This is a genomic window from Halomonas sp. NYA30 (genome assembly GCF_976980765.1).
On record NZ_OZ334477.1, the window covers coordinates 1,226,320 to 1,239,327 of the forward strand.

The 13,008-nt window shown below is 55.9% G+C and carries 14 protein-coding genes; 4 read left to right on the top strand and 10 right to left on the bottom strand.

From position 1 onward, the window contains the following. Positions 1-62: 62 nt before the first annotated feature. Complete coding sequence (locus tag ACWI0H_RS05630) at positions 63-692, top strand: C40 family peptidase (RefSeq protein WP_232774735.1); 630 nt, start codon at positions 63-65, stop codon at positions 690-692. Positions 693-726: 34 nt separating this feature from the next. Beyond that, on the top strand, positions 727-1,917 hold the full coding sequence (locus tag ACWI0H_RS05635) for an MFS transporter (protein WP_485875356.1): 1,191 nt from the start codon (positions 727-729) through the stop codon (positions 1,915-1,917). A 178-nt stretch (positions 1,918-2,095) separates the two neighbouring features. Here ACWI0H_RS05635 and ACWI0H_RS05640 read toward each other — a convergent pair whose 3' ends face one another. From ACWI0H_RS05640 to ACWI0H_RS05660, 5 genes are read right to left on the bottom strand one after another with little or no spacing between them, the layout of a single operon-like run. After that, positions 2,096-2,707 (bottom strand): ABC transporter ATP-binding protein, encoded by a 612-nt coding sequence (locus tag ACWI0H_RS05640; RefSeq protein ID WP_485875358.1) that lies wholly within the window; start codon positions 2,705-2,707, stop codon positions 2,096-2,098. Beyond that, entirely contained in the window at positions 2,700-3,524 is an 825-nt protein-coding gene (locus ACWI0H_RS05645; protein ID WP_485875360.1) for an ATP-binding cassette domain-containing protein, read from the bottom strand. The genes ACWI0H_RS05640 and ACWI0H_RS05645 overlap by 8 nt, the downstream gene beginning before the upstream one ends. Before the next feature lie 33 nt (positions 3,525-3,557). Further along, positions 3,558-4,394: an ABC transporter permease gene (locus ACWI0H_RS05650; RefSeq protein ID WP_485875362.1), complete on the bottom strand. Its 837-nt coding sequence runs from the start codon at positions 4,392-4,394 to the stop codon at positions 3,558-3,560. Continuing rightward, entirely contained in the window at positions 4,391-5,371 is a 981-nt protein-coding gene (locus ACWI0H_RS05655; protein WP_485875364.1) for an ABC transporter permease, read from the bottom strand. Before ACWI0H_RS05655 ends, ACWI0H_RS05650 begins: the two co-directional genes overlap by 4 nt. Further along, a complete protein-coding gene (locus ACWI0H_RS05660) occupies positions 5,362-6,951 on the bottom strand; it encodes an ABC transporter substrate-binding protein (protein ID WP_485875366.1) in 1,590 nt (529 codons plus the stop codon). Before ACWI0H_RS05660 ends, ACWI0H_RS05655 begins: the two co-directional genes overlap by 10 nt. A gap of 101 nt (positions 6,952-7,052) precedes the next feature. On the opposite strand from ACWI0H_RS05660, the gene nikR reads away from it, so the two are divergent. Beyond that, positions 7,053-7,454, top strand: coding sequence for a nickel-responsive transcriptional regulator NikR (gene nikR / locus ACWI0H_RS05665; RefSeq protein ID WP_008958527.1), 402 nt, complete (start codon positions 7,053-7,055; stop codon positions 7,452-7,454). A gap of 68 nt (positions 7,455-7,522) precedes the next feature. Here nikR and ACWI0H_RS05670 read toward each other — a convergent pair whose 3' ends face one another. Continuing rightward, a complete protein-coding gene (locus tag ACWI0H_RS05670; RefSeq protein ID WP_008958526.1) occupies positions 7,523-8,005 on the bottom strand; it encodes an FKBP-type peptidyl-prolyl cis-trans isomerase in 483 nt (160 codons plus the stop codon). 175 nt (positions 8,006-8,180) lie between these two features. On the opposite strand from ACWI0H_RS05670, the gene ACWI0H_RS05675 reads away from it, so the two are divergent. Then, positions 8,181-8,462, top strand: coding sequence for a hypothetical protein (locus ACWI0H_RS05675; RefSeq protein WP_008958525.1), 282 nt, complete (start codon positions 8,181-8,183; stop codon positions 8,460-8,462). 101 nt (positions 8,463-8,563) lie between these two features. Here ACWI0H_RS05675 and ACWI0H_RS05680 read toward each other — a convergent pair whose 3' ends face one another. The 4 genes from ACWI0H_RS05680 to ACWI0H_RS05695 form a co-directional block, all read right to left on the bottom strand. Beyond that, positions 8,564-9,034 carry an outer membrane lipoprotein gene (locus ACWI0H_RS05680; protein ID WP_008958443.1) on the bottom strand — a complete coding sequence of 157 codons (471 nt, stop codon included), beginning with the start codon at positions 9,032-9,034 and terminating at the stop codon, positions 8,564-8,566. A 293-nt stretch (positions 9,035-9,327) separates the two neighbouring features. Beyond that, entirely contained in the window at positions 9,328-10,926 is a 1,599-nt protein-coding gene (locus tag ACWI0H_RS05685) for an isocitrate lyase (protein ID WP_485875370.1), read from the bottom strand. A 421-nt stretch (positions 10,927-11,347) separates the two neighbouring features. Continuing rightward, complete coding sequence (locus ACWI0H_RS05690) at positions 11,348-11,773, bottom strand: GNAT family N-acetyltransferase (RefSeq protein ID WP_176302691.1); 426 nt, start codon at positions 11,771-11,773, stop codon at positions 11,348-11,350. Then, positions 11,773-12,963 carry a JmjC domain-containing protein gene (locus tag ACWI0H_RS05695; protein ID WP_485875372.1) on the bottom strand — a complete coding sequence of 397 codons (1,191 nt, stop codon included), beginning with the start codon at positions 12,961-12,963 and terminating at the stop codon, positions 11,773-11,775. Before ACWI0H_RS05695 ends, ACWI0H_RS05690 begins: the two co-directional genes overlap by 1 nt. Positions 12,964-13,008: the final 45 nt, after the last annotated feature.

Here is a 13,008-nt window from a genome sequence, read left to right on the forward strand (position 1 = left end):
CGTGCGAGGAAAAATGATTTTTGTCATACCATCCCTTTATTCTATGTGTCGAGGTTAATCGCATGGTTGCGTTGCCACGCCCCGCTGTGACCGCAGTACGTGTTGTAAGTGTTTGTTTTATAGTGACATTGGTGGCTGGCTGCGCAGGCTCGACACGACAGAGCAATATGCAGGCCCCAGAGAACTACTTTTCGATGACGCTGCCGGGAATGGGCGCTAACCCGCAAATGTCACCGGTTGATCCCATCGATGCGCAATTGCGCAGTATGCAAGTCCCGCCGCCAACAGTGGTGCGCGAGGCGCTGCTGGCCCAGCATCAGCGCTGGGCAGGAACGCCTTACCGGATTGGCGGCACGACAGAAAGAGGGATTGACTGCTCGGCCCTGGTTCGCAATGTTTACCGTGACACCTTTAATTTAGAGTTACCACGCTCCACTGGGGGGCAAATACACGAGGGACGCCCGATCGACCGCCAAGAGCTGCAGGCGGGCGATCTGGTGTTCTTCAGCCCCCCAGGTCGATATAACCACGTCGGCATTTATGTAGGTAATGGCTATTTTCTGCATGCCTCGACCTCGAAAGGGGTGATTATTTCCAGCTTGGATAATAGTTACTGGCGACGTTACTACTGGCAGGCGCGTCGTGCCCTGGAGCCAACGCATTTGGCCCAGCTAAGCGGAAGTGTTTTCTAGCCGTCAGGCCTCTCATTTTTTAGTTAGGAACGGCATGATTGAAGCCAAAACGCGCGCCTGGTGGCGCGCCACCTTGGCGCTTTGCCTCGGCTCATTTCTTGTTTTTATTAATCTCTATGCACCGCAGCCGCTGTTGCCTGGGTTAAAGGAGACGTACGATGTCTCGACCCTGGGCGTCAGCCTGCTCATGTCCGTATCGACCCTCTCTCTCGCCTTGGCACTGCTGGTATTCGGTCCCCTTTCGGATGCCATCGGTCGCGAAGGTATCATGCGTATAACCTTGCTGCTGGCAGGGGGCTGCTCCATTGCTTTGGCCTTCGCGCCCACCTTTGAAAGCTTGTTACTGCTTCGACTGGTGCAGGGCTTCGTGTTGGGTGGGTTGCCAGCAGTGGCGATCGCCTGGATGGGCGATGAGTTTGAGAAGCCAGCGCTATTAAGTGCAGTAGGGCTCTATATTGGCGCGAATTCGCTCGGCGGGATCAGTGGGCGTATTGTCGGTGGGGCCGCTGCCGAAATAGGAGGCCCCACTGCGGCATTTTTAGCGGTAGGTATCATGACGCTAATCGGCTGCATCGTCTTTTGGCGGTTGTTGCCCAATAGTCGCGCCTTTACTCCCCAGCGCTTTGAGCTGCGTAAAGCGGCAAGCGATTTAGTCAGTCATCTGCGCAACCCGGTGCTGCTTGCCGCGTACTGCTTGGGTGGCATTAATTTCCTTATATTCATCAACCAATACAGTTACATCACCTTCCGGTTAGCGGCGGCCCCCTATCAACTGGCGGCCAGCGGTTTGGGACTGATTTTCTTAACCTATCTAGGCGGCACTTTTGGGTCGATGATTTCCGGTCGATTGGCGGGGCGTTTGTCGCCAGCGGCATGCATGATGATGGGTGTACTGATTTTAATGCTGGGCACGGCCATCACCTTATCTGAGTCGCTAGTACTGATTATTGTCGGCTTAACCGTCAATGCCTTCGGCTTTTTCCTGGCGCACTCATTGGCTTCCAGTTGGGTGGGGCGTTATGCCCAGGGCGCCCGGGGCAGCGCCTCGGCGCTTTATCTGGTGTTCTACTATGTGGGTGCCAGTTTGGGTGGCTTCTGGCTGGAGCCGTTCTGGCGCTGGGCCGGCTGGGCGGGGGTGAGCATTGGCTCGTGGTTACTGCTAAGCATTACGCTAATGATCGCTTTCGGCCTCTGGCGCTTTGAACGTCGCCAAGCGGTTAGCTAACCTTCACAGTTGCTCGCATTGATGACGAGTGCAGGTTTCCGCGAGGGCGCTGTGAACCCATCCGTGGGCGCTACTTTCGACATCTGACCGCCATGGATGGCGGAAATGCCGGAATGGTCAGGAACATTTTCCGGCCATGTCGAAAGACCCACGCTTCAACCTTCCCTCGCATCAACTATCATGGGTTCAATTGACCACCGCTTAAGTGCAAGCGCTGTGGGCAAAGCCTTTCCAGTAGTGCGCTGTCGTGGCTAATCACCAGCACGCCAAGCTGGCGTTGTTCCGCTTCCTGTTTTAGCGCCTGCCACAGTTCAAGTTGAGTGATGGGGTCGAGCATCGTTGAGATTTCATCGGCGATTAGAAAGCGTACCTCTGGTGCAAGGGCGCGCAATACACATACCCGCTGTAGCTCTCCCCCTGATAACGATTGTGGAAAGCGAGATAGCCAGCTTGGCTGCACGCCAAACGCCTGGCACTGGGTTTCAGTAGGCGTCCACGCTTCGCGTAAAATCTTGCCGACTCGCCAGCGGGGGTTTACCGCCAGCTCCGGCGATTGCGGCAGCCATTGAACGGGCTGTATACCGCTTTTCGGCAGAGCCTTGCCATCTAAGCTTACCTCTCCTTCAAACGGCGCTAAGTAGCCTGCCAGCAGTTTTCCCAACGTCGATTTGCCTGCCCCTGAGTCACCACTCAATCCTACCCACTGGCCCGCGTTCAGCCTGAGTGAAACGGAATCAAACAAAGGCGCATCGGGTGAGAAATGAAAGCTAAGCTGGCGCGCTTCAAGCAACGGAGGCCTCCTGTTCCGCTTGGCATGCCGCATGGCTCGAAAAGCCATTGTCTGGCAATGCTAACCACAATGCTTGGGAGTAAGCGTTGGCAAGCAAAGCACCGCTGCCTTGAAAGGCGCGGGCCGGGGCCGTTTCGATCTGCTGACCGTCGCGCATAATGGTAACGCGATCAGCAATCGGCAGGGCGTGGCGAAGGTCGTGGGTAATTAATATCACCGTTTTTCCCTGGTCGGCCAGACCGCGCAGCGCATCCAAAACACGCTGGCGCTGGAGAGGGTCTAGGCCCACGGTGGGCTCATCGGCAATCACCAGTTGGGCCTGGCTGACATGGGCCATGGCCGTCAACACGCGGCGGGCCATGCCGCCGGAAAGCTCGTGGGCGTAGGCCTGCTGTGCGCGAGCATCTAGCTGATAGTGGTCTAAGGCGCGTTGGGCGGAGTGTCGAGCGTGACGTGACGATTGTCCGGCGCGCTGGGCCGCCCAGGCCACTTGACGCTGGGTGCGCACCAGAGGATCCAGTGCGTTAAGTGACTGGGGAATAAGCGCCAGCTCCCGGCCGCGAAGCTGGCGCTGGCGAGTTTCGTCGAGCGGTGTTCCTTGGTAGGCAAGCTGGCCATTCAAACGCGCAGATGAGGGTAGTAGGCCCATAATCGCATAGGCCAACAGAGTTTTTCCGGCGCCGGAGGCGCCCACCAAGGCATGTACCTCGCCAGGGCAAAACGTTAGCGAAAATTCATTCAGGCAGGTGGCCCATTCACGTTTCCACCAGGAGACATATAACGGTAGCTGTAGCGACAGCCGATCAATCGTTAACACGGTAAGCCTCCATCATAAATCTCCTTAAAAGCGTTAAAGGGCCCGGCGTAGATGAGTAGAAAGGCGCTCGAATCCCAGCACCATCAACAGCAGCCCTAAGCCGGGAAATACCCCCAGCCACCAGTAACCGCCACTCAGGTAACGCATGGCATCAGCCAGTAGTACGCCAATAGCAGGCTGGGATGGGCTCAAACCAAAGCCCAAAAAGGTCAATGCCGCTTCGTGGAGAATGGCGTGAGGGAATAGCAGCAGGGCGCCGACCAAACAGTGGGGAACAAGATGGGGTAGCAGGTGGCCGTGGAGCACAAACCAGCGCGATTTACCTAGCGCTCGGGAGATTCTCACATAGGGGGCCTGGCGCAATTGCCATAGCTCGGCGCGCAGCACCCGGGCTAGGCTTGGCCAGTGAGTCACCGCTACGGCAATAATCACCGCCTGGGTGCCGCCGCCTAGCGCAAAGGCGATCAATATTAATAAAATGAGATGCGGTACGCTAAGCAGCGTATCAATCAGCAAACTCACCAGTGTATCCAGCCGAGACGACAGCGTGGCTAGGGCAGCCAAGCTCAGCGCGATCAGTGTACTCAGTAGAGCGGCCAGGCAGCCCACCCAAAAGCTAAGTGCCAGCCCCGCCAGCGTGCGCGCCCAGAGCTCCCGGCCTAAGGCGTCAGTGCCGAGCCAGTGATCAACACTGGGCGGCGCTAGCCGGGCATCAAACTGCATCTGCTGGGGCGCATCGCCCACCAGCCACTGGCTAGCGATTAATCCCAACACCAGCAGGGTGGTAACGACCAGGCTGAGTGCGGCACGAAGACGTGGCTGTGAATAGATATTGGGTGGTGAATAGCGGGATGGTTGGCCTGAGTTCATAGGCCACCTGACGTCATGCGCGGGTCGATAGCGCTATACAGGCTATCGGCGATCATATTACCGACGCTAACAAACAGCGCGGTAAAGAGCGCAATGCCCAGCAGTAGGGGAACGTCGCTACGCAAGCCCGCTGCTACCGTGGCTTGCCCTAAACCGGGGTAAGCAAAGACTTGCTCGATGAGAATCGAGCCGCCAAAGAGTTCCCCCAGCGAAGCAAACGCAAGCGTAATCGCCGGTAAGCTGGCGTGACGGAGGCCGTGCCGCCAAGCGATATCAAACCGGCTAGCGCCCTGGGCGAAGGCGTGGGTCGCCACCTCAGAGCGCATTAACTCCAGCATGCGGGCACGGGTATGCAGAGTGATATTGGCGATGCCCAGCAGTGCCAGAGTGATGACGGGCAGCAGCAGATGATGCAATCGGGAGGCAAGGGTGACATCTTGATTCAAGACCCCAGCGGGGCCTGCGCAGCAGGGGGGTGTCCAACCCAGGGTCACCGAAAATAGCAGCACGGCGACTATCGCCAGCCAAAAAGCAGGCGTGGAGGCGGTAATATAGGCGTAGGTACTAATGATGTTATCCAGCGTGGAGCCCTCTTTAGCACCTGCCGCAACGCCTAGGCTAAATCCGAGCAGCGCTGCGAGTAGCCAGGCGCTGCCCAGAAGCATGATTGAGCGCTGAAATCGCTGACCGATAACCTCGCTGACCGGCTGGTTATAGACATGGCTCCAGCCTAAATCACCACTTACCAGCTGATGCAGCCAGTGACCAAACTGAACGGCGGGTGGCGCATCGAATCCCCAGCGTTCGGCAATCAGTGCACGCTGTTCCGGGCTGACTTGGGCCATCTGTGGCCCAAGGTAGGCATCCACGGGGTCGACGGGCGAGACCATCATCAGCCCAAATGACACCAGGGCGACGCATAGCAGCACCAGTGTCAGGCGGCTCAGGCGCCTTGCGATACGCGGGATTAATTGCATGTCCAGCGCCACTCAAGCAGATTAGCGGTAATGGGCCAGCCGTGACCATGGGGAGCAACGCCAAGCTCGCCAACGTCTAAACAGGTGTTGGCGAAGTACACGTGTTCAAGGTTAACTAGCCACGCCCAGCTGCTATCGCCGCGTACGCCATAGCCAGTGGTGCCATCCCATTGGGCAGCGCGCCAGTACTGGTTAGCTTCTTCAATACTCTGCGCAGCCTGGGCGGCATCTAAGTGTGTATCCACTTCAGCGTTGGCGTAGAGGCCGCTGTTATAAAAACCGTTGCCCCCATGCTGGCTGTGAAAAAGATAATAAACCTCTTGGGGGCTGTGGCTGCCAAAGCCGAACATGATGGCGTCCTGGTGAATCGCTTCACGCTGGATTTCATCCCAGTGGCGGCCTGTTGGCTGCATCTCGATGCCCAATGGGCGAACCATCTCGGCACTCACTTCTGCAAGCAGTTGTCGGGTGGTATCGCTTGAGGGGTAGGTAAGCCGAAAGCGAGCGGGTAGGCCATCTTTATAGCGCTGGCCATCGTCGCCTAGCTGCCAGCCTGCTGCGTCGAGCAACTCCTCGGCTCGGGTCATATCTGGTGCTTCAATGCGCTCTTCCTCACTACTCCAAGGCAACCCATCGGCAGGGCCGTAAGCGGGGCGACCGTAGCCATGCAGCGCTATCTCTACCAATGTCTGCCTGTCCACGGCGAGATTAATCGCCTGACGAATCGTAAGATCCGCGGTCACGTCATTGCCAATCGGTGCGCCGGAAGCGGCGTGTTCGCCATTTGCAGACTGCATGGGAAAAAGAATGCCGCGATTATCGACGCTCTCCATGGTGACCCGTTGCATATGCCCAGGCACATTGGCCGCCAACGCCGGTGGAATGGATGCGATATCGATCTGGCCTGCATAGGCCGCACTGAGCGTGGCGTCTTCACCGGTAAACAGAAATATCAGGCGATCGAAGGCGGGGGCAGGGCCGTAAAAATAGGGATTGCGTTCAACTATCAGCTGTTCGCCTTCCTGCCACTCCACCAGTTGATAGGGTCCAGAGCCCAAGGGATACCGGCCGTATTGCCCGCTATAGCCATTATCCCGCTTGGCGTGGGGCACAATGCCCAGCGTCATCAGTTGGTCTATAAAGGTAATTCGAGGGGTGTGAAGGCGAAGGGTAACGGTCTGATCATCGACGGCATTGGCCTCTTCGAGCGCGCTTAAGTCTGCCCGCCCACCTGCCTCTGCCGCGGTATTAAAGGTGTAGGCCACGTCTTCGGCGGTCAACGAGGTGCCGTCGGCAAAGCGTGCGTCTTCACGTAGCGTTAGCGTCCAGGTGAGGCGATCTTCAGAGAGCGACCACTCGGTGGCTAATTCTGGCTGGGGTGAAAGGTCTTTGCCTCGTGAAAGCAGCGTCGACTGAAAAAGTGGATTGCCGTACTGCCCCCAACCCAAAAGTGGATCGAAGCCCTGTTCGGGTTCGCCACCAATGGCCAGAATTAACTGCTCTTTTGCCTCGGCGGTGCTGATGGCAGCTAAACAACTTAGCGCAATACCCAGTAAGATAGGCCGAGTTGGTGGAGCCATCGCTTTATCCTTTACGCTATTTAGTATGATGTTTTTACAATAACATCATACTAACGGTGACGGCAGCACATGGAAAGCAGGTCTTATAAGAGGAGGCGTGAATGCAGCGTGTAACGGTAACGCTTGATGAGGAACTGGTGGCAGAGGTAGATGCGTTGATGCAAGAGCGCGGCTACCAAAATCGCTCAGAAGCGATTCGTGATTTAACCCGCAGTGGCTTAAAGCAGGTGAGAGAAGAGGCTGCACCGGATTCGCCCTGCATGGGCGCGCTGGTGTATGTCTACGATCATGCCGCTCGTGAGCTGTCCAAGCGCTTGACTCGCCATTCCCATGATCATCATGACCTCACGCTTTCGACCCTTCACGTGCATATCAATCATGACAGTTGCCTGGAGGTGGCGTTGCTCAAAGGACAGGGGCGTGCGCTCAAACAGTTCGCCGCCGAAGTTACCTCGTCGCGAAGCGTGCGATACGGGCAGCTAGTACTGATACCCGATGAATAAGCAAATTTTTCGTTAGCCACAAAAAAGGTGACCCGCAGGTCACCTTTCTGGTCGGTAGCGCGAGCGTCTTAGTGCTCAACGCCGCCTTCGCCGTGCACGTGGCCGTGCTCAACTTCTTCACTACTCGCTTCACGTACTTCAGCGATCTCAACGTCAAAGTTGAGCTGCTGGCCTGCCAGCGGGTGGTTGCCATCAACAACGACCGTATCGCCTTCAACTTTCTTAACAGTAACCATCAGCGGGCCACCTTGAGTCTGGGCTTGGAATTGCATGCCCGGCTCAATGCTTTCTACGCCCTGGAACGCATCACGCGGTACTTCTTGCATTAGCTGCTCTTGCAGCTCGCCATAACCTTCTTCAGGAGAAACGCTAACGTTCAGCTTTTCGCCAGCAGCACGGCCTTCCAGCTCTTTCTCAAGGCCCGGAATAATGTTACCGGCGCCATGGAGGTAGGTAAGCGGCTCACGGCCTTCAGAACTGTCTAGCACTTCACCTGCATCGTTAGTCAGAGTGTAGTGAAACGCGACAACCGAGTTTTGCGCAATTTGCATGGAATAACCTTTCGGTGAGTGCATGTTCCAATATGGTAACGCGTGTAGGCTGACTTGTCAGGGGGTCGGAGCGCTTTTTCCTACCCACCACTTTCGACGGTATTGCGCGTCAGGGTGACCAGGGATACCCTACGGCCATCACTTTTTTCTTTGCCCTATCATTTTGGAGCATGCAATGACGATCTTGATTATTTGGCTTGTCGCCTTTTGCCTGATTGCTTATTTTGTCAATGAACGCTGGAACAAGGGCGTTAGCCAAGGGTTAGATAAGATGTTGCCCAGTGTGCTGAAGAGCCATGGCAACAATCGCTACTTATGGGTGATTTCGCTGGCAGTACTGGGTGCCACCACTCTGATCCAGCCCGTAGAGATGCTGTTGGTGGTCATTCTGCTAGCTCTTATTGGCTGGGCCATCATGGCACTGGCTAATTGGGCAAGTAACAAGACCCATCATTAAGTTAGCCGCCATAAAAGTCAGTTGCTATAAAAAAGCCCGGCCACCTTATTAGGTGGCCGGGCTTTTTTGATAACAAAATACTATTGACCAACAGCAATCAATTAATAAGGTGCAACACTCATGCTAGCGCCGCTACCAATTAAGCGTACCCGCTGACCCGCTTGGAACTGGCGATCTGCACGTTGTACAACGATAACGTCGGTACCGTCGTCACGACGAATTTCCATTTCCAGTGCGTCAACGCGGTTAGTCGCGTCTTCAGCCGCCGTACCCGCGACGGCACCACCGAGTGCGCCTGCTACGGTTGCCAACTGACGGCCTGAACCACCACCCACTTGGTTACCCAGAAGGCCGCCGATAATGGCGCCACCGCCGCTGCCTAAAAGGCCTCCAGCGCGGCTATCGGCTTGGATCTGTACCGGACGAATCGCCACGATAGTGCCGTAAGTAACACTTTGGCCGGTTTTTGCTTGGTTGCCGCTATAGACATCACCTGAGTATCCCGAGGTGTTGGCACATCCAGCCAACGTGAGAATACTTAAAGCTACAGCCGGTAGAAGAAGACGTTTCATTAAAACCTCCAAAGTATCTATTGAATTAACTGTCGCCCACACAGCCGTCGTTAAAAGGCAAAGTGAGGAACGATTTTAGTTATAGAACGGTGTTCGCTAAAGATAGCTGATGTGAACCGTTTTGACCAGCAATCGATGGAAAAGGTCAAAGCTGACAAAAAAGTAGTCAAGGGACATCATAGCGGAGAGTGTAACAGCGTATTAAGAAAACAGTGTGCAAATACCCAGCGCGAACCAAAACAGGAGGCCGTTAGGCCTCCTGTGCAAGGATCAGAAAGTAACGTGGGTGATTACTACCCAAATTGATTCATGGTGTTGTCTTTGCCACCTGCCTTGAGCGCGGCATCACCGTGGAAGAACTCTTTATGATCATCACCGATATTGGAGCCTGCCATATCCTGGTGGCGAACCGTAGCGATACCCTGACGAATTTCCTGGCGCTGGACGCCTTTCACGTAAGCCAACATGCCTTCATCGCCGAAGTAGCCTTTCGCCAAGTTGTCAGTGGAGAGAGCGGCCGTGTGGTAAGTCGGCAGCGTAATCAGGTGATGGAAGATGCCTGCTTCGCGAGACGAGTCGCGCTGGAAGTTGCGTGTCCACTCATCGGCCAACTGACCAAGTTCGGTCTCGTCGTACTCAGCGTTCATCAGCTTGTCACGCTGGTAAGCTGACACATCTTTGCCCTCTTCCTGCCACGCATCGAACACCTGCTGACGGAAGTTCAGTGTCCAGTTGAACGACGGCGAGTTGTTGTAGACCAGTTTGGCATCCGGCACCACATCGCGAATCCGGTTAACCATGCTGGCGATCTGGCCCACGTGGGGTTTTTCGGTTTCGATCCAAAGCAGGTCGGCGCCGTTTTGCAGGCTGGTGATGCAGTCAAGAATAACGCGATCTTCGCCGCTGCCTGCCTTGAATTGGTAAAGGCCTGACGCTAGACGCTTGGGCTTAACCAGCTTGCCGTTCTGCTTGATGACCACATCGCCGTTATTGATATCCGCGGCGTTTTCGATCACATCGCCATCAATGAAGCTATTGTACTGGTCGCCCAGGTCTCCAGGCTGATGGGTAACGGCAATTTTTTGCGTCAAGCCAGCGCCGAGTGAGTCGGTACGTGCCACGATCACGCCATCTTCAATGCCGAGTTCTAAGAAGGCGTAACGCACGGCGTTAATTTTGGCCAGGAAGTCCTCATGGGGAACGGTGACTTTACCGTCCTGGTGACCGCACTGCTTCTCATCGGAGACCTGGTTTTCCAGCTGGATGCAGCAGGCGCCCGCTTGAATAAACTTCTTCGCTAGGAGGTAGGTGGCTTCTGCGTTACCAAAGCCGGCGTCGATATCGGCAATAATCGGGACGATATGGGTTTCGTAGTTGTCGATTTTACCGACCAGTTCCTGCTCTTTTGATTTGTCGCCAGCCTCTTTGGCTTCATCCAGGGCGCGGAACAGGTGGTTAAGCTCCCACGCATCGGCTTGTTTCAGGAAGGTGTAGAGCTCTTCGATGAGATTCGCGACAGAGGTCTTTTCGTGCATTGACTGGTCGGGAAGCGGGCCAAACTCAGAGCGCAGCGCGGCAACCATCCAGCCGGAAAGGTAGAGGTAGCTACGCTTGGTAGTGCCAAAGTGCTTTTTGATCGAGATCAGCTTCTGCTGACCAATAAAGCCGTGCCAGCAACCCAACGACTGGGTGTACTTTGAGGTATCAGCGTCATAGGCAGCCATATCCTCGCGCATGATTTTGGCGGTGTATCGAGCGATGTCCAGGCCTGTGTGGAAGCGGTTTTGTGCACGCATACGGGCGGCGTATTCCGGTTTGATGGCGTCCCATTTGCCGCCTTGCGCTTCGCGTAACTGGGCCATTGCTTTGATATCGTCGAGCAGTCCTGTCATGAGCTTATCCTCTTCGGGCTGGATAGTGTTTCGCAAATCAGCTTTTGCTTATGCTGCACCTGCGAAGTTGTATTTAGCATTATTGAATTTCGTGATTGTGTCTCTAGGTCAATCGTCTCTCAGCCAATCGTCTCTCATGCAAACGTCTTGAAAGCTAGAAGCAGCAGCGCTAGAGACTTCAGCTACAGCGTTGAGCGCGGGCTTGATGGCTTGATCAAATCGGCTTAACGCTGCAATGCAATAACTATCCACGAGGATGGCTCACTCAACAATTGACACTTCGGGGCACAGGGGGTTGTAGCCCGACGACAACGGGGTAGAGGAAGGGAGGGTTTGTGTAGTCGTTTTTCGTCAAGATGGCGGCAAGAGCGCACAAAAAAGCACTGCCGAGGCAGTGCTAGAGATCAATCAAGAGGGCTTATTAATCGAGCGAAAGTGTCATTTCTCGATGGGGAATGCCCGCATCCAGAAATTCATCGCCATGAGCGACGAAGCCCAGCCGCTCATAAAACGCCAGCGCATGCACCTGAGCGCTGAGGGCCACCTGGGGGTGGCCCGCATGACGTGCCGCCTCAATCGCAGCCTGCATCAGCAGTACGCCAATACCGGTGCCGCGGGCATTAGCGAGTACCGCGACACGGCCAATGTGCGCATCGGGTAGCAGGCGTGCGGTGCCCACTGGCTGGCCGTCAAGCATAGCGAGAAAGTGCTGGCACGCCGGATCCAGTCCATCCCACTCTTCTTCCTGTGGCACGTTCTGCTCGTCGATAAACACCTTGCGGCGGATCTCGCTAGCTGCCGGGCCAAGTGTCTCCCAGTTGCCACTACTAATCTGAGTAATCGCCATTAATACGCCTCGTCGTCCTCACCTTCATCGCCCATAAAGCCCAAGCTGCCGGTGTTAACCAGCTGGGTAATAAGCGCTGCGGCACCGTCAATCTCAAGGTCTTCGGCGTAGAGTGGGGAGGTATCGGCTAGGCGTTTGGCTAATTCAGTTGAACAGGCATGGCCGTCACCATCCACAAATAGCGTGGTACCGCTGGCATCGCGGCGCCAGGCAAAGCGTGAGCCAGGCATATGGTAAAGCGGCTCACCCTCTTGTAATTGAGCAACAAGCGCTGCTTCGGTTAGCGGCGTTTCAAGTGGCACTACTTGATCCACATACTTGGGCTGGGTCATTACCCGGCCAAACCACTGAGCAATCTGAGTGGGGTTGTCGAGCGTTGACATGATCAACTGGCGCATACGTTCAACGGCGGCGTCGTCCAGCTCACCGACCTGCTCGGCAGGCGCCATGCCCGCATCACTATAACGCTGTGAGGCAGGAAGCTGCTCGCCCAAATAATCCGCATAGGAGGTAATCGCCTCATCGGCGGAGGGCGCTCGGAAGCCAATCGAGATCGTCATGCAATCATCGCTTTGGCTCACGCCGTGATGTGCCCAGCCGGGGGGTAGATAGAGCATGTCGCCGGGGTCAAGCACCCAGTCGGAATCCGGCTCTACGGTGAATTCTTTCAGGATGCGAAGATCAATGCCTTGGATGATCGGCGCATCTTCCGTGAGCTTGCCGCCCAACTGCCAGCGTCGATGGCCGCTGGCCTGGAGTAAAAAGACATCGTATTGATCGATATGCGCGCCCACATTGCCGCCCGGAGGCGCGTAGCTGATCATCACGTCATCGAGCCGCCAACGCGGCAGGAAGTCAAACTCGTCCATTAGCGCGGCGACCGCAGGCACGTAATGGTCAACGGCCTGCACGAGAAGACTCCAGTTGTTCTCTGGCAGTCGTTCAAAGATGGCTTCATCAAAGGGGCCGTGGGAGACCTGCCAAGGCCCATCGGGGCCTTCTTCTTCGACCAGGCGCGCCTCTACGCCAGGCTCGCAGGCGAGTCCCGCCAGCTCATCAGCTTCAATCGGGCTAATGAAGTCGGGCATTGCGCCACGAATCAGCAGCGGCTTTTGCTGCCAATAATTGGCCAGAAAGTCTGCGGCGGTAAGATCGCCCAGCAGTGTTAGCGGCTTATCGTGATGGTTCATGGCGTGTCCTGGTGTAGTGGTCGCAGCAACGTTGGTCACAGCAAG

Excerpts from the sequence above, each read along its gene's own strand:
- ACWI0H_RS05670 (WP_008958526.1), bottom strand. The coding sequence starts at position 8,005 with ATGCAAATTGCGCAAAACTCGGTTGTCGCGTTTCACTACACTCTGACT.
- ACWI0H_RS05675 (WP_008958525.1), top strand. The coding sequence starts at position 8,181 with ATGACGATCTTGATTATTTGGCTTGTCGCCTTTTGCCTGATTGCTTAT.
- nikR (WP_008958527.1), top strand. The coding sequence starts at position 7,053 with ATGCAGCGTGTAACGGTAACGCTTGATGAGGAACTGGTGGCAGAGGTA.
- ACWI0H_RS05690 (WP_176302691.1), bottom strand. The coding sequence starts at position 11,773 with ATGGCGATTACTCAGATTAGTAGTGGCAACTGGGAGACACTTGGCCCG.
- ACWI0H_RS05680 (WP_008958443.1), bottom strand. The coding sequence starts at position 9,034 with ATGAAACGTCTTCTTCTACCGGCTGTAGCTTTAAGTATTCTCACGTTG.
- ACWI0H_RS05695 (WP_485875372.1), bottom strand. The coding sequence starts at position 12,963 with ATGAACCATCACGATAAGCCGCTAACACTGCTGGGCGATCTTACCGCC.
- ACWI0H_RS05655 (WP_485875364.1), bottom strand. The coding sequence starts at position 5,371 with ATGCAATTAATCCCGCGTATCGCAAGGCGCCTGAGCCGCCTGACACTG.
- ACWI0H_RS05650 (WP_485875362.1), bottom strand. The coding sequence starts at position 4,394 with ATGAACTCAGGCCAACCATCCCGCTATTCACCACCCAATATCTATTCA.
- ACWI0H_RS05685 (WP_485875370.1), bottom strand. The coding sequence starts at position 10,926 with ATGACAGGACTGCTCGACGATATCAAAGCAATGGCCCAGTTACGCGAA.
- ACWI0H_RS05635 (WP_485875356.1), top strand. The coding sequence starts at position 727 with ATGATTGAAGCCAAAACGCGCGCCTGGTGGCGCGCCACCTTGGCGCTT.
- ACWI0H_RS05630 (WP_232774735.1), top strand. The coding sequence starts at position 63 with ATGGTTGCGTTGCCACGCCCCGCTGTGACCGCAGTACGTGTTGTAAGT.
- ACWI0H_RS05660 (WP_485875366.1), bottom strand. The coding sequence starts at position 6,951 with ATGGCTCCACCAACTCGGCCTATCTTACTGGGTATTGCGCTAAGTTGT.